This window comes from Nakamurella sp. UYEF19 (assembly GCF_040546275.1).
In the GTDB taxonomy this organism is placed as follows: Bacteria; Actinomycetota; Actinomycetes; order Mycobacteriales; family Nakamurellaceae; genus Nakamurella.
This window is the reverse complement of record NZ_JBEPNO010000006.1, coordinates 111,263-126,486: the sequence shown is the minus strand read 5'-3', so window position 1 is coordinate 126,486 and position 15,224 is coordinate 111,263. Positions and strand designations below refer to the sequence as shown.

16 protein-coding genes are annotated in these 15,224 nt (G+C 67.3%); 10 read left to right on the top strand and 6 right to left on the bottom strand.

Annotation, left to right across the window (positions count from 1 at the left end; translation table 11 throughout):
• The first annotated feature begins 289 nt into the window (after positions 1 to 289).
• On the top strand, positions 290 to 1,696 hold the full coding sequence (locus tag ABIB25_RS11410; protein WP_354528567.1) for a protoporphyrinogen/coproporphyrinogen oxidase: 1,407 nt from the start codon (positions 290 to 292) through the stop codon (positions 1,694 to 1,696).
• Positions 1,697 to 1,935: 239 nt separating this feature from the next.
• On the opposite strand, the gene ABIB25_RS11405 is transcribed toward ABIB25_RS11410, so the two are convergent.
• Positions 1,936 to 2,193: a hypothetical protein gene (locus ABIB25_RS11405; RefSeq protein ID WP_354528566.1), complete on the bottom strand. Its 258-nt coding sequence runs from the start codon at positions 2,191 to 2,193 to the stop codon at positions 1,936 to 1,938.
• Between the two features lie 7 nt (positions 2,194 to 2,200).
• On the opposite strand from ABIB25_RS11405, the gene ABIB25_RS11400 reads away from it, so the two are divergent.
• Positions 2,201 to 3,166, top strand: a complete 966-nt coding sequence (locus ABIB25_RS11400; RefSeq protein WP_354528565.1) for a glycoside hydrolase family 5 protein — start codon at positions 2,201 to 2,203, stop codon at positions 3,164 to 3,166.
• Here the strand turns inward: ABIB25_RS11400 and ABIB25_RS11395 are convergent.
• On the bottom strand, positions 3,163 to 3,600 hold the full coding sequence (locus ABIB25_RS11395; protein ID WP_354528564.1) for a hypothetical protein: 438 nt from the start codon (positions 3,598 to 3,600) through the stop codon (positions 3,163 to 3,165). The two genes, ABIB25_RS11400 and ABIB25_RS11395, sit on opposite strands and share 4 nt — an antisense overlap.
• A 312-nt stretch (positions 3,601 to 3,912) precedes the next feature.
• Between ABIB25_RS11395 and ABIB25_RS11390 the strand changes: the two genes are divergently transcribed.
• On the top strand, positions 3,913 to 4,653 hold the full coding sequence (locus tag ABIB25_RS11390) for a response regulator transcription factor (protein ID WP_354528563.1): 741 nt from the start codon (positions 3,913 to 3,915) through the stop codon (positions 4,651 to 4,653).
• Positions 4,650 to 6,182: a sensor histidine kinase gene (locus tag ABIB25_RS11385; RefSeq protein WP_354528562.1), complete on the top strand. Its 1,533-nt coding sequence runs from the start codon at positions 4,650 to 4,652 to the stop codon at positions 6,180 to 6,182. The genes ABIB25_RS11390 and ABIB25_RS11385 overlap by 4 nt, the downstream gene beginning before the upstream one ends.
• Before the next feature lie 31 nt (positions 6,183 to 6,213).
• Here ABIB25_RS11385 and ABIB25_RS11380 read toward each other — a convergent pair whose 3' ends face one another.
• The 4 genes from ABIB25_RS11380 to ABIB25_RS11365 form a co-directional block, all read right to left on the bottom strand.
• Positions 6,214 to 6,525 (bottom strand): hypothetical protein, encoded by a 312-nt coding sequence (locus ABIB25_RS11380; protein WP_354528561.1) that lies wholly within the window; start codon positions 6,523 to 6,525, stop codon positions 6,214 to 6,216.
• A gap of 479 nt (positions 6,526 to 7,004) precedes the next feature.
• Positions 7,005 to 7,748 carry a DUF305 domain-containing protein gene (locus ABIB25_RS11375; protein ID WP_354528560.1) on the bottom strand — a complete coding sequence of 248 codons (744 nt, stop codon included), beginning with the start codon at positions 7,746 to 7,748 and terminating at the stop codon, positions 7,005 to 7,007.
• 91 nt (positions 7,749 to 7,839) lie between these two features.
• On the bottom strand, positions 7,840 to 8,328 hold the full coding sequence (locus ABIB25_RS11370) for a hypothetical protein (RefSeq protein WP_354528559.1): 489 nt from the start codon (positions 8,326 to 8,328) through the stop codon (positions 7,840 to 7,842).
• Positions 8,329 to 8,419: 91 nt separating this feature from the next.
• Positions 8,420 to 8,656, bottom strand: coding sequence for a hypothetical protein (locus tag ABIB25_RS11365; RefSeq protein ID WP_354528558.1), 237 nt, complete (start codon positions 8,654 to 8,656; stop codon positions 8,420 to 8,422).
• Positions 8,657 to 8,977: 321 nt separating this feature from the next.
• Here ABIB25_RS11365 and ABIB25_RS11360 point away from each other — a divergent pair, with 321 nt between their 5' ends.
• From ABIB25_RS11360 to ABIB25_RS11335, 6 genes are all read left to right on the top strand, one after another.
• Positions 8,978 to 10,240 carry a sensor histidine kinase gene (locus tag ABIB25_RS11360; protein WP_354528557.1) on the top strand — a complete coding sequence of 421 codons (1,263 nt, stop codon included), beginning with the start codon at positions 8,978 to 8,980 and terminating at the stop codon, positions 10,238 to 10,240.
• 17 nt (positions 10,241 to 10,257) lie between these two features.
• A complete protein-coding gene (locus tag ABIB25_RS11355; RefSeq protein ID WP_354528556.1) occupies positions 10,258 to 10,917 on the top strand; it encodes a response regulator in 660 nt (219 codons plus the stop codon).
• A 206-nt stretch (positions 10,918 to 11,123) separates the two neighbouring features.
• A complete protein-coding gene (locus tag ABIB25_RS11350) occupies positions 11,124 to 12,083 on the top strand; it encodes an ABC transporter ATP-binding protein (RefSeq protein ID WP_354528555.1) in 960 nt (319 codons plus the stop codon).
• Positions 12,080 to 12,934: an ABC transporter permease gene (locus ABIB25_RS11345; RefSeq protein ID WP_354528554.1), complete on the top strand. Its 855-nt coding sequence runs from the start codon at positions 12,080 to 12,082 to the stop codon at positions 12,932 to 12,934. Before ABIB25_RS11350 ends, ABIB25_RS11345 begins: the two co-directional genes overlap by 4 nt.
• Before the next feature lie 272 nt (positions 12,935 to 13,206).
• Entirely contained in the window at positions 13,207 to 13,995 is a 789-nt protein-coding gene (locus ABIB25_RS11340) for an NTP transferase domain-containing protein (protein WP_354528553.1), read from the top strand.
• A gap of 176 nt (positions 13,996 to 14,171) precedes the next feature.
• The gene (locus tag ABIB25_RS11335; RefSeq protein ID WP_354528552.1) at positions 14,172 to 15,224 is read left to right on the top strand and encodes an aldo/keto reductase; all 1,053 of its coding nucleotides are present in this window, start codon (positions 14,172 to 14,174) and stop codon (positions 15,222 to 15,224) included.

The window sequence follows — 15,224 nt, the reverse complement described above, 5'->3', positions numbered from 1 at the left end:
GTGAGGATCTGACTACCTTGTGCTATTCGCTGGCTCGGTCACCCCCTTGCGTCCGGTTCTTCCCCAACGGGTCCACGACGCTTACCGGGAGTGAGGTTCGACGCTCGGGAAAGCCTCGGACGGAACCTGTGGATGGTGATCCGGCGATAGAGACTTCGCCTGATCGAGGCTCGATATACGCTCGGCAAGCTGGCACGATGTCGTGCAGGTTTCGCTTGTTCCCCAGGGGTGTTCCTGGGGCACATGCGGTGGAGATCACCTCGCATACCAGTTCTCTCGGAGGCGCTGCATGTCGCGGTCTGTTGTCGGTCGGGAGGAAAGTGTCGTGGTGGCCAATGGGTCCGGGGTGGCTACTGGGTCCGGGGTGGCCACTGGGTCCGGGGTGGCCCGGTCCGGGGTGGCCCGGGAGGTCGGCGTCCTCGTGATCGGGGCAGGACCCACCGGAATCGGTGCCGCCGTCCGTCTGCAGCAGGAGAGGGCGGACTGGTTGCTCGTCGAGGCGGAGACGGGCCCGGGCGGAATGGCGTCGTCGGTCACCGACGAGCACGGCTTCACCTGGGACCTGGGCGGCCATGTCCTGCACAGTCATTTCGAGGACTTCGACAAGGCGATCGCCGAATCCGGTGTTCAACTGTTGGCCCCGGTGCGGAACGGGTGGGTCTGGATGCATCACGAGTTGATGCCGACTCCTGTGCAGCACCAGGTCGAGGTGCTGCCCACCGATCTCGAGCCCGACGGCCCGGCCGACAACCTCGCAGACTTCTACCGCAACCACCTTGGCGCCGATCTCTACGGTCGCTTCTTCAAGCCGTTCACCGAGAAGATGTGGGCGACACCGCTCGAACTGATCGACCACGAGTGGACCTCGTTGCGCAATGGCTCCGCAGCCAGGAACGTCCCGTCGATCCGGGTGCGTGAATCAACAGAATCCCCTGCGCCCGTGACGTTTCCCTATCCGGCCGGCGGGACCGGAAGGCTCTGGGACGCCATCGCCGCCGGCTTGGACCAGGACCGCATCCGGTACGGATCGACAGTGGTGGACATCGACCTCGGGACCAGGGTCGCACGGTTGGACACAGGGGAGCAGATCGGCTTCACCGACTGCGTCTCGAGCATGTCGCTGACCACCCTCCTCGGCGCCGTCGACGAGCCGGATCTGGCGCGGCTGGCTCCGGAATTCCGTAGCAACCAGAGCCTGGTGATCGGTCTGGGATTCGACGGGCCGACACCGGCCGCGCTGCTGGGCAAATCCTGGTTGTACTGCCCGGACCGGGATGTCGCCTGGCATCGCGCGACGATGCTCAGCCACTACGACCAGCAGAATGCCGGGCCCGGTCGCTGGTCGGTGCTCTGCGAGGTCGGTCGCAGCGACTTCCGTTCGATCGAGCAGGAGGACGCGGTGGCCAGTTGCATCGCGTCCATGGTCGAACTCGGTGCGGACCCGGCGACCCTGGTCTCCACCTGGATCCGGGTCGTCCCCAGGGGCTATCCGGTGCCCACCCTCGGACGCGACGATCTGCTCCACCGGATCGACGATCGCCTGCTGTCCGCCGGGATCAGATCGCGCGGTCGCTTCGGGGGCTGGCGGTACGAATCCTGCAACCAGGACTACAGCTTCCAGCAGGGGATCGAAGCGGTCGACGGAATCCTCTACGGGGCGGCCGAGAACGTCTACTGGCACCCGGAGAGATTCTGATTCGGCGTTCACCCGGACCGGTGCCGCCTTTCGGGGGGAGGTCGGGGTCTTCGGCGATGGTCCTGCCCGGCGCCCGTCGACCTGATAGTGAGCCGATCGAGTCCGGAACGGTCCGGTCATCGCACAGAGTGACCATTTATGGGCCGGATTCACCCGGTCATGTGGCTCGTAGCGCACAATCACCTGGCCAATAGTTGTTAACGTCATTCCGTGTCCACATCAGCGTCGTCGCGACCCGTTTATCGATTTCTGGCCGCCTGGGTCGGATGTGGCCTGGCATTCTTCCTGGCGGTCACAAGCTGCAGCAGTGCGTCCTCGACGGCGTCGGTCAGTCCGTCGCCTTCGTCCGGTGGGGCTGCTGCTTCGTCGCCGACGTCCGGTACGTCAGGTAGGAGCGGGACACCCAGTTCGTCGAGGATCCCGCCGGGGCCGCCGGTGTCGCGCCTCCATACTGCCGGTGGGGCCATTCTGGACGCGACCGACAGGCCGTTCGCCATCAAGGCGGTGAACTGGTTCGGCCTCGAGACCACGAGATGCGCTCCGGATGGGCTCTACCAGATCAACCTGGACAGCGGAATGGCGCAGATCGCGAAGTTCGGATTCAATGCCGTCCGCTTCCCGTTCTCCAGCGAATGCCTGGAGAAGACCACTCCCTCGGGTGGGATCGACGCAACCAAGAACCCCGGACTGGTGGGGAAGACCCCGCTGCAGTTGATGGACTCATTCGTGGCTTCCGCCAGGGCGAACGGGCTACGCGTGATCCTCGACCGACATCGTCCCGATTCTGCGGCACAGTCCGAACTCTGGTACACCGCCGCGTATCCGGAGAAGACCTGGATCGCGGACTGGGTCATGCTGGCCAGGCGCTACGCCGCAGAGCCGGCCGTCATCGGAGCCGACCTCCAGAACGAGCCGCATGGCAGTGCCTGCTGGGGATGCAAGGTGGCGTCCCGGGATTGGGCCGCTGCCGCGACCAGGGCCGGCGATGCGATCGGCGCGGTTGACCAGCATCTACTCATCATCGTCGAGGGGGTGGAGCAGACGGCCAAGGGCACCTTTGCCCAGTGGGGCGGTGCGCTGGAGGACGTGGCTGCACACCCGCTTACGCTGAAGATCCCGCACCAGCTCGTCTATTCCGCCCACGACTATCCGAGTTCGGTCAACAGTCATCCGTGGTTCAGCGCGGCGAACTATCCGGCCAACATGCCCGGAGTGTGGGACCGCAATTTCGGATTCATCCAGAAGAGGGGGACGGCTCCGGTACTCCTGGGTGAATTCGGTACCCAGTTGGAGACGACATCGGACAAGCAGTGGCTCACCGCCATGGTGTCGTACCTGAAGACGTCCGGCATCGGCTTCGCCTACTGGTCCTTCAATCCCGACAGCGGTCAGACCGGCGGTATCGTCCAGGACGACTGGACGACACCGCAGACTGCGAAACTGGCTGCTCTAGAACCACTTCTGGGTTAGGCGGTAGCTGCCTTGTGCACCCGGAGCGGGATCCACACGACCAACGCCATCATGGCCATCCCCAGTGGGACGTGGACCGCCGTGAGGTTGTCCTTGCTCTGGTCGACGATCAAGCCACCGATGTAGGCCTCGGCGACCAGCAGCACGGTCAGGACAGCGCTGGCGATCCAGATGTCCTTGCGGGAACGCAACTTGACGATGGCGACGACCGTCGCGATGAGCGCGAGGGCGATCGCGACCTCACCGCCCTTGGCATGCACATCGATCCAGCTGGAAGCGGCGTCACGTTCGCCGTCGTGCTGCAGGAAGATCCCGGCCCAGAGGGCCTGGAGCAGCACGGCAAGCGCCGTCAGGCCCATCAGCACGTTGAACAGCACGCTCCTGGTCCCGGTGGGTGGAGCGAGGTCGGTCTTCGTCGTGGTGCTCGCGGACATGGTTGTGCTCCTCTGATTGAAGGTTTCGTCAGGCTGAAGGCCGTCGGCGTTGTCCAGGGGATCCGTCCGACGGATCCGTTTGCCGTCAAGGGCATTTCAACCACCGGTTCGAGCGACCCCGATCGAACCTGTCGGCCAACGATGCCCGGGCGGGGCGGTCGACAAACCGATCTGGCGCGGCGTGCGCGCGATTGAGAGGAAGCTCAGAGGAAGCGGAGTGATCGTTGGGGAGCGCCAGCGCGAAGAGCCGCCGAGGTACGAGAACCGGACTGAAGGAGCGATGACCGCTTGCGCGAAGAGCCAGGGCCACACGTGAATGACGGCGTCGGTCGCGGCGGCCCGGAGTTCCTCCGGCCGGACGGGTCACCACCCCGGGTCCTGGTGGTGGATGACGAATCGGACATCACCAGTGCGCTGGTCACGGCCTTCACCTACGACGGTTGGCAGGCGCGCGGCCGGATGGACGGCCGATCGGCGCTGATCTCGGCCATCGAGTTCCCGCCTGATCTGGTGGTCCTGGACATCACCCTCCCCGATGAGGACGGGTATGCGGTGCTCCAGCGGCTCCGCGCCCTGTCCGAGCAGGTCTGCGTCCTGTTCCTGACGGCCCGGGAGGGGGTCTCCGATCGGGTCGCCGGCATCTCCGCCGGTGCGGACGACTACGTCACCAAACCGTTCAGCATCCTGGAGGTCCTGGCGCGTTCACGGGGTCTGCTGCGGCGAGCCGGATTGGCGAGCGCCCAGAGTGTGCACCGTCTCCGGGTCGGCGACCTCGAACTGGACGAGGACGCCAGGGAGGTGCGGCGCGGCGGCGACCCGCTGGAGCTGACCGGTACGGAGTTCGAGCTCCTGAGATTCCTGATGCGCAATCCGCGCCGGGTGCTCTCGAAGGAGCAGATCCTCGATCACGTCTGGGAGTACGACTTCGGTGGCAACTCGCACGTCGTCGAGCTCTACATCAGCTACCTGCGCAAGAAGGTGGATCTGGGACGGTCGCCGATGATCAACACCGTGCGGGGTTTCGGGTACGTGTTGAAGCCGGCCGAGCAGTGAGGCGGCCGCTGCTGGCCGGCCGGACCCTGCGGACCCGGCTGACGATCTTGGTGTCCACCGCGGTGCTGGTCGCCTGCGCCGCAGTCGGTCTCGCGACAGACGTGGCCATCCACTCGTTCCTGATCTCGCGATTGGACCAGCAGATCACGTTGGCCGGGTCCCGTTATGCGGTGTCGTTGGAACACAACGATCACGATGCCGACAACAAACCCGAGACGACGACGGTGGGGCAGGCGATCGGCACGCTCGGCGCACGCCTGTTGCAGGGGCACATCACCAACATCGGCGTGGTCTCCGACTCCACCCATCCATTGGTCGTCTCGGCTGATGGTCGAGCCGAGTTGGAGGCAGTCGTCGCGGCCGCTGGTCAGGACGGGGGCGCACGGGCCGTATCGGTGGACGGGTTGGGTGACTACCGAGTTCAGGTCACCACCGGCGCCGATGGCGACGTGCTGGTCACCGGACTGCCGCTGGAGAGTCTGCAGGAGACCATGGATGTCCTGCTGTGGACCGAGATCATCGTGTTCCTGTCGGTCGCCGTCGTGATCGGCCTGCTCGGTCGGATCGCCGTCCGGCGAGCGCTCCGGCCACTGGAACGCGTTGCAGCCACTGCACTACGCGTTTCCGAGTTGCCACTGGCCAGCGGTGAGGTGAACCTCCCGGACCGGGTTCCCGGCGCCGACGACCACACCGAGGTCGGTCGGGTGGCCTCGGCCGTCAATCACATGCTGACGCGGATCGAGGTCGCGCTCACCGAGCGGCAGGCCAGTGAAAATCGGCTCCGCCAGTTCGTCGCGGACGCCAGCCACGAACTGCGTACGCCGCTGGCCGTGGTTCGTAGCCACGCCGAACTCATCGCGCTGGAGGCGGACGCGTTCTCGTCAGCTGCTCGGGACTCGCTGCGCAGCATGGAGTCCGGTACCCGGCGGATGAGCCGACTGGTCGACGATCTGTTGCTGCTCGCCCGACTGGACTCCGGCCTCCCGCTCGAGCGTGAGCAGGTCGACCTGACCCGGGTCGCGCTGGACGCGGTGGCCGACTCGCGGGTCGCCGCCGCCGACCATCACTGGATCCTGGAGCTGCCGGCCGAACCGCTGGTCGTCATCGGGGACGAGCAACGCCTGCACCAGGTGATGGCCAATCTGCTGGCCAACACCCGACTGCACACGCCACCGGGCACCACGGTCACCGTGTCTCTCTCCGTGGTATCACCGGACGGGGTGTTGCCGGACGGGGTGTTGCCGGACGGGGTGTTGCCGGACGGGGTGTTGCCGGCCGGGGGCTCGTCGGCCGACAGCGAGATGATCCGGGTCGCGGTCGTCGACGACGGCCCCGGCGTCCCGCCGGATCTACTCCCGCACATCGCCGAGCGGTTCGTCAGGGGTGCCGGTCATCCTGATCGGGCAAGCGGTAGTTCAGGTCTCGGCTTGGCGATCGTCACCGGCGTGGTGACCGCCCACGGGGGTTCGGTATCGATCTCCAGTCGCCCGGGCCGGACCGCAGTCCAGGTGGAGCTTCCCAGGGCGTGACCTCGGTGGTCCGCGACCGGCAACCTTCGCTTCAGGCCCCGACTCGTCGGCTGTGCTGGTAGGCGGGGGACGGGCTGCCGGCAGCCCGTCCCGGTTCCCTCGAAGCGGTCGACGATGCGGTGTTCGTCGTCGAACCGGAATCCAGCACCCGCCGGCCGGCGGTCCGCACCGTGGTCGCCACCGTGACATCCGCGCCACCGACGTCGATCTCGGCCTTTTCTTCGGTAAAGCCGGCCGGCCGCCGGGTCAGCCAGGTCTCGGCGGCCGCGATCGCAGCCTGGCACTGCATGAGGTGATCCTCCTGCTGGTAGGCGGCGGTGCTGGTGTCCAGGCCCGATTCCATGTCGGACTCTCAACGCCTGAAATCTCGCTCGCTCTCAGCCAGTTCCGACAATTCGTCGGCCGGCGGTGTCGGCAGGATCGACGATCTCGTCGTGGGTGCCATTGCGATATCGATACCTGCCGTTGGTGTTCCAGACCAGCGCAGAGGTGGCGAGATCACCGCCGTAGGCGGCGCGCTGCTGAACGACATCGGTGAGCCCGACGATCGGTCGGGATCGCCACTGGTCCGCAACCAGCCAGGCATGAGGACGCGCAGGGTCTGAGCATCGATCAGATCCGTCCTCGGGTGGAGCTGGCCGCCACGGCACTCGGGGCCGATCCGCAGGACGCCGCAAGAGTTCTCATCCGTTGGCCCAAGCGCACCAACCACGGCCGAACACTCCCGGCGAACCGGGTCGACGGTTGCCCGCCGACCCGGTCCTGGTGCGCCGATCAGTTTCTGGTGCGCCGCTCAGTTTCTGGTGCGCGGAGGGCCGATGGCTACTTCTTCGCGAGCAGGCCCTGCATGGTGGTGATCTGAGCCGATTGACTCGTGATGATCGAGGCGGCCAGGGCCAGCGCCGCCGGGTTCTTGCCCTGCGCCTTCTCGGTCTCCGCCATGGTCAGTGCTCCCTGGTGGTGCACGATCATCAGCTGGAGGAACAGCTTGTCGAAGTCAGCTCCCGAGGCGGCGGCCAACTGGCCCATCTGCGCATCCGTCATCATTCCCGGCATGGCTGATCCGGTGGCGCCCCCACCCATGCCGGCCATTGCGCCGCCGGTGGCTGTCGCCGAAGACGAATTGGGCATCCCGTTCATGTCGGTGCTGGGTGCCCAGACCGCCAGCCAGGCCGACATCTCCTTGATCTCCGGGTCCTGTGCGGCCTTGATCTGAGCGGCCAGCGTCTTGACCTCGGCGCTGGAAGCCCGCGTGGAAGCCAGGTCCGACATGGTGATCGCGCCACGGTGGTGCACGATCATCTGCTGCGCGAAGGTGACATCGGCCGGCTTGAAAGGGCCGGCCGGTGCCGGTGGCATGGGCATTGCGCCGGTCGTCGAAGGGGCGGAGGCAGCAGCGGCCGAGGAGGCAGAGCTTGGTGCGGAGGTGCCCGAAGAGGCAGTGCTCGAAGAGGCAGTGCTCGGTGCAGCCGCCGGCGTCGAAGCGGTGCCGCACGCGGCTAGCCCGAACAGTGCGGCGGCAACGGCAGCAGCCGTTCCGGCGCGAGTGAATTTCCTGATGTTCATGACGATCTCCGTGATTCTGGTGGGGTGTTGGGGTCGGGGAGGCAGGGCAGGTCCGTCAGAGGCCCGGTGGGCCACGTCGGACGAGTTCCTGCTACACCCGCAACACGCACAGAGAGATTCGCGGAGGCCCGAGGCCGGGCGGGCCGCGCACGGGGCAGGTCATCATGGACCGCTCGGAGAGGCCGAGGATGGTGTCCCGGAGCCGAGCGACGGCCAGGGCGGCCAGCAGTACGAGGCCGACCGCGGTCAGGTAGAGGAGGCAGCAGGTGGTCATGTGGGTCATGTCGACCGGGCTTGCCCGCATCGAGGTCACGCTCACCGGCTCCACGTCGACCGACCGCGCGGATGGGACAGGCCTGGACGACATCGAGGGCATGACCGCACCGGCGGACGTCGAGTGGGTGTGGTCGGATGCGGTGAACGGCGCGGCAACCGGCGTTGCCATGGCCATCGGCGAGCTGCCGTTCATCGACTCGTGGCCGCCGAGGACGTGCATGGCCAAAATTCCGGCCACCACGCCGGTGAGGAGCAACAATCGCAGCACTGAAACGGACGCGAAGCGTTCCTCGGTCCGGTTCATCTCACCAGTCTGTCCGAAATGACGCGGACTTGGCGAGGTCGCGCGAAATCCGACCCGATCCGGGTTCAAGACCGCCGCCAGGATCACCGCGTCAGGCGGAGAGGTACTCCGAGACGTGATCCAGGGTCCAGCCACTCTTGGACGAGATCAGTCGGCAACTGGCCTCGTCGAACAGCCAGTAGAGCGTCGGACCGAAGCACGTGTCGTGAAGACGGCGTGACTTCTCGAGGCGCAGGCCCCGGCTGGTCGCCGACTGCCGGACGGTCTGCTCACCGATCAGGTCGTTGCTCGGCAGGTCGGTGCCGAGCACGATGGCCGACTGTGACATCGCTAATCCTCCATCTGACCACGACGAAGACGACGAACGCGGGGCCTCTGCACTACCGGAGAGGCCGCCTCAGCCAAGAAGCTGCCACTACCGAGAATTCCCGGTGCCATGCGAGTAGTCCGTCCGTGAGCAGGGGCGCCCATGGACATCGATGACGGATGCAGAGGTACCAAAAGTCCACGTTCACCGTCTGAACAAATAAGACATTACGCCGCGTGCAGGGTCCATGACAGGGCCGGACGGGGGTAAGGCCGCTCACGCTCTGACGCCCGCCAGCGGGCCGCCGGTGTGGCGAAGCCTGCTGGCACTAGCGTGACCGGGGTGAATCGCGGAGCGCTGATCGCCTGGAGCCGTCGGCACCAGCTGCCGGCGGATGCCTTCCTGGGACTCGGCGCAGCCGGTTTCACCCTGTCCGCCGCGGTCTACGGGCCGATCGCCCACCACCTGACCGTCATCGACCTGGTCTTCGCGTTGATCTGCACGGCCCTGGTCGCCTTCCGGCGGCGCTCACCGATGATCGTCTTCGCGGCCGTCGGCGTGCTCACCCTGGTTGCACTGGTGCTGGGAGTGACCGGCGGCGCCACCGGGGGTGCGCTGGTGGTGGCGGCCTGGACCGTGGGGGTGAGCAGGCCGACGTCCGTTGCGCTCGTCTCCTGCGGGGCTCTTTGCCTGGCTCTGCTGGTGAGGGCCGTGGTGGCGGAGGGCTTCGGCGGCCTGCGGGCCGAAAACGTGAATCCGTTGATCCTGCTGCTCTTGGCGGCGGCCGCCGGAACTGCGATCCGCGACCGGCGGGCGTACCTGGCTGCGCTCGTCGAACGGGCCGATCGGGCCGAACGCACGCGGGAGACGGAGGCGGCTCGCCGGGTCGCCGAGGAACGCCTCCGGATCGCCCGCGATCTGCACGATTCGCTCGCCCACCACATGGCCGTGGTCAACGTGCAGACCGGCGTCGCCCAACACCTCCTGCTGTCCGATCCACCCGCCGCCCAGACCGCGCTCGGTCACGCGCGCGCCGCAGCCGGCCAGGTCCTCGATGAACTCGGGACGGTGCTGGGGGTGCTGCGGCATCAGTCCGACGGCGAATCGACGGAGCCGGCGCCGAGCCTGGCCCGGCTGGTGGGTCTGATCGAACCGTTGCGCGCCGGGGGATTGGATGTTCGGTGGACCACGGCAGGACGCCCGAGACCGCTTCCGCCCGCCGTCGACCAGGCTGCGTACCGACTGGTGCAGGAGGCGTTGACGAATGTGCAGAAGCACGCGGCCGGCAGTCGCGTACGGATCGGGCTCGATTACCGGGACGGGTCACTCGTGTTGGAGATCGTGAACACCGCGCCGGACGCTCCCCGTCCGGCGCCCCCGGGCGTCGACGGCTTCGGACTTGCCGGCATGCGCGAGCGCAGCGCGGCCGTGGGCGGTTTCCTCGAGACCGGTCCGGTCGCCGGCGGTGGGTACCGGGTGTTCGCTGTATTGCCAGCGCCGGTGATCTCACGGTTGCCGGACCTCGCAGCGCCGGTGGAGCCTGCGCCGGTGGCCGTCCCGCAGACGCCGACGCCGCAGACGACGACACCACCGGTGACGTCGTGATGTCAGGGAGCGAGTCGATGATCAGCGTGGTGATCGTCGACGACCAGGCCCTGATCAGGGGTGGCTTCCGGGCGATCATCTCCAGCGACCCGCAGATGCAGGTGGTGGGGGAGGGTGAGAGCGGCGAGCAGGCCGTCGAGCTGGTTGCCCGCCTGCACCCCGATGTCGTGGTGATGGACATCCGAATGCCCGGGATGGACGGCATTACCGCGACCGAGATCATCTGCTCGGATCAGAACTGTTCCAGCACAAGGATTCTCATTCTCACCACCTTCGAGCTCGACGAGCATGTTGCAGCTGCGCTCAGGGCCGGCGCGAGTGGATTCCTCGGCAAGGGGGTGGCTCCGACGGAGTTGCTCGACGGAATCAGGATGATCGCCCGCGGCGAGTCGTTGCTCTCGCCGGCGGCCACCCGGAGCCTGATCAGCCGGTTCCTGGCCAGCCCGGACCGCCCGGACAGCGATCCGGAACGCTTGTCGGTGCTGACCGTGCGCGAGCGCGAGGTCGTCGCACTCGTCGCGGACGGGCTGTCCAACGACGAGATCGCAGTTCGGCTCGTGCTTTCGCCACTCACGGCGAAGACACACGTCAACCGGGCCATGCTCAAACTCGGTGTCCGCGATCGTGCCGCGCTCGTCGTGCTGGCCTACCGTTCGGGTCTGGTGACGCCCGGCTGACGGCGCTCCAGCGGCTGGGTGGTCTGCCGGTCCCGGTCGGGATGGCGGCTCCACCGATCGGGGTTGGCGGTCGTTCCCGGTCGGGACGGCTGCCGTCCTCGGGGTCACCCCTGAGCGTCGACCAGGGTGGTACTGCAGGTGCAGTACCTCGAGGTGTCCACGTCAGGAGGACGACACGAACCGGCCTGACGGGTTGACTCATGTCCATGATTGAAGTCGTGAACCTGTCCAAGCGCTACGGCGACACCCTCGCCGTCGACGCCCTCGAATTCACCGTTCGGCCCGGCATCGTCACCGGCTTTCTCGGCCCGAACGGTGCGGGCAAATCCACCACCATGCGCATGATCATGGGGCTGGACCGGCCGACCACCGGTCACGCCCTGGTCAACGGCAGGTCGCTGGCCGAACACCGGGCACCGATGCACGAGGTCGGTGCGCTGCTGGAGGCCAAGGGGGTGCACCCGGGGCGAAGTGCCCGCGACCATCTGCTCGGACTTGCTGCCACTACCGGTGTCTCGGCCAAGCGGGTCGACGACGTGTTGGAACTGGTCGGCCTCACCGAGGTGGCTCGCAAGCGGGCGGGCGCCTTCTCCCTCGGGATGGGCCAGCGGCTCGGGATCGCCGGCGCACTGCTCGGCGACCCGGCCGTGGTGATGCTGGACGAGCCCGTCAACGGGCTCGATCCGGAAGGCGTCCGCTGGATCCGTTACCTACTCCAGGATCTCGCGGCCGAGGGTCGGACGGTATTCGTCTCCTCCCACCTGATGAATGAGATGGCCGTGACAGCAGAGCATCTCATCATCGTCGGCCGTGGGAAGCTGATCGCGGACGTCTCGCTCGCCGACTTCACCGCCCAGTCGGCCCGCAACAGTGTCCTGGTACGCACCGATCGGCAGGCTGACCTCCGCACTTTGCTGCTGGGCGACGGCGTGTCGATCACCGAGGACGGTGACGGTTCGCTCGAGGTCATCGGTTTCACTCCCCGCGAGATCGGTGAACGTGCTGCGGCAGCGGGGATTCCGCTGCACGAGCTGACCCCGGTGCGGGCCTCGCTCGAGGACGCATTCATGGAGCTCACCGGCGATTCGGTCGAGTACCACGGGCATTCGGCTGGCGAAGTTGCCTCACACATCAAGCACCCCCAGTCAGAGGAGCAGGCAGCATGACCGTCGACACCACCACGGCTCCGGTCGCCCCGGCGTCCGTTCGTCAGTCTGACCCGAATCTTGCGGTCACCTTCCCGCGGGTGCTCAAATCGGAGTGGATCAAGCTGCGCTCGGTTCGGTCGACCGTCATCACCCTGCTGGCCTCGGCCGCCGTGGTGGTCGGCATCGGGGTGCTGGCCGCCGCCGTGCAGTCGGGCAGCATCACCCCGGCCGGTGGGGCCGGTGGCGGTCGAGGTCAGGGCTTCGGCACGGACCCGACCGGGATCTCGCTGGCCGGCGTCCAACTCGCCCAGCTGATCGTCGCGATCGTCGGCGTCATGTACGTGACCTCCGAGTACTCGACCGGCTCGATCCGCTCGACACTCGCCGCCGTTCCCCGCCGCTGGCCGGTGCTGCTTGCGAAGTTCGTCGTGTTGGGGGCGACCACCTTCGTCGTCCAGCTGGTTGCGGTGTTCATCGCCTTCTTCGCCGGCCAGGGCATCCTTGGCAGCAAGGGCGTCACCCTCGCCGACACCGGCGTGCTGCCGGCCGTCATCGGCGCAGCGGTCTTCCTGACGGGCACCGCCGTCCTCGGCGTCGCGTTGGGGTTCCTGTTGCGCAGCACGGCATCCGGTATTGCGGTGGCGGTCGCGGCGTTCTTCCTGCTCCCCGGGATCCTGGGTCTGTTCTCCACCAGCGTGCAGGACAACATCAGGCCGTACCTGCCTTCGAGTGCCGGCACGTCGCTGACGTCGGTGACGCACAGCGCCGAGTACCTGAACTACTGGCCCGCGCTCGCACTGCTCGTCGGGTACGTGGTGGTGCTGGGCGGATTCGCGCTGGTGCGGATGGTGCGGAGCGACGCCAACTGAGGAGCGCCTCCGCGGGCTGGGCCCTGGAGACGCCGTACGTGGCGGGTTCTCGGCGATCGTCCTCGTGGCTCCGGTGCTGGTGCATCGACGTTCGTCCGGGGCGCGGCCGCCATGGGGTGAAAGGGCCTGTCGTGCTAGCCTTCTCCCTTCTTCGACGAGCTGGTCGACCAGCTCGAACCCGGTGGGGGGTGTCCGGTGGCGGGAACCCGTGATCCGGAGCTGATGCCACAGGCGAAGGAGATCGTCGCTGCGGTCGCCGGCAGCATCCCGCGATGAGCGCGGCAGACATCGTCGGAGTGGTGCTTGCCGCCGGTCGCGGGTCCAGGATGAGCCCGCTCACCGACCGCGTGCCGAAGCCGCTCCTCACCGTCGACAACCAGCGGCTGCTCGATCTGGCGCTGCGGCGGGTTTCGGCGGTCGTCGGCGAGGTGGCCGTCAACGCCCACCATCTTGCCGATCAGATCGTTGTGGCAGCCGGGGCTTTCGATCCCTCGGTGCACGTCTCGCTGGAGCGGGACGAGCTCCTCGGGACGGCCGGGGCGCTGCGTCATCTGCGGGACTGGATCGCCGGGCGTCCGGTGCTGGTGAACAATGCCGACCTGTGGCTGTCGGATCCGATCGAGCACTTCCTCGACGGGTGGGACGGCACCCGTCCGCGGCTCCTGGTCAAGGACATGGGCCGTCCGGCCGATTTCGGTCGGTTCCGGTACATGGGGGTCAGCACCGTTCCGGCGCCCATCGCTGCGGCCCTGGAGTATTCGCCGTCCGGGCTGTACTCCTCGGTCTGGGCCGCGGCCCACGAGCGCGGTGAGCTGGAATTCGTCGAGCTGACCGGGACGTCCTACGACTGCGGCACTCCGGCCGAGTTCCTGATCGCCAACCTCGCGGCGTCAGGTGCGTCGTCCGTGGTGGCGCCGGACGCGGAGGTGCTCGGGATCCTGGACCGCAGCGTGATCCTGTCCGGCGCCAGGGTCGAGCGGGGTGAACATCTGGTCTGCGCGATCCGCGACCGGTTCGGCAACACCATGAACGCCGACCCCGCCGACGTCCCGCCCCCCTGACCCCCCGATCCCCCGATCCCCCGACCCCCCCGACCCCCCTGTCGCGCTTATCAACTTCGCCGGCGCTGATGATCGGGTCGATTCGCGTCACTTCGGCCCCATATCGTTCAACTTGATCAGCGCAACAGCCGGTGCTGACCGCAACGGCCGGTGCCGACCCGGGCTAGATTCTGGGCATGGAATATCGCTACCTCGGCCGCAGCGGCCTCAAGGTTTCCGTCCTCACGCTTGGCACCATGACCTTCGGTGGAACGGGCGGGTTCGCCGCCGTGGGTAACACCGACCTGGAAACGGCTCGACGCCAGGTGGACATCGCCCTTGACGCCGGCGTCAACCTGATCGACACCGCCGACGTCTACTCGTCGGGTCTGAGCGAGGAGATCGTCGGCAAGGTGATGGCCGGTCGTCGTCAGGCTGCCCTGCTGACCACCAAGGTGCGGTTCGGGATGGGTAGCGGACCGAACGACGAGGGCCTGTCGCGGCACCATGTGATCGCCGGTTGCGAGGCGAGCCTGCGCCGGCTGGGGACCGACTACCTCGACCTCTACCAGCTGCACGAGTGGGACGGGCGGACTCCACTGGAGGAGACGCTCTCCGCCCTCGACCACCTCGTGGCCTCCGGCAAGGTCAGATACATCGGGGTGTCCAACTTCTCCGGTTGGCAGTTGATGAAGACCGTGGGCATCAGCCAGCGGGACCATCTGCCGACCGTGGTGAGTCAGCAGATCCACTACACGCTCCAGGCGCGCGAAGCCGAGTACGAACTGATCCCGGCGGCGGTCGACACCGGGATCGGTGTGCTGGTGTGGAGCCCGCTGGCGGGTGGTCTGCTGTCCGGCAAGTACCGCCGGGGTCAGGAACCACCCAGCGGTAGCAGGGATCTCGCGGCCTGGGGCGAGCCGCCGGTGCGTGATGAGGAGCTGCTCTACGACGTCATCGAGAAGCTGATCGGTATTGCTGCGGACCGCCGTGTGTCGGCGGCCGAGGTCGCACTGGCCTGGACCCTGGGTCGGCCCGGTGTCACGTCGCTGGTGATCGGAGCGCGGACCGACGAGCAGCTCCTCGCCAATCTGCGCGCCGCGGATCTGGTGTTGACCCCGGAGGAGATCACCTTGCTGGAGGAGGTCAGCCGGCCACCGCTGCTCTATCCGTACTGGCACCAGGCCGGCGGTGCCGGCGGCCGGTTGTCGGAGGCGGACCTGACGCTGCTGCGCCGGCACCTTTCCTGA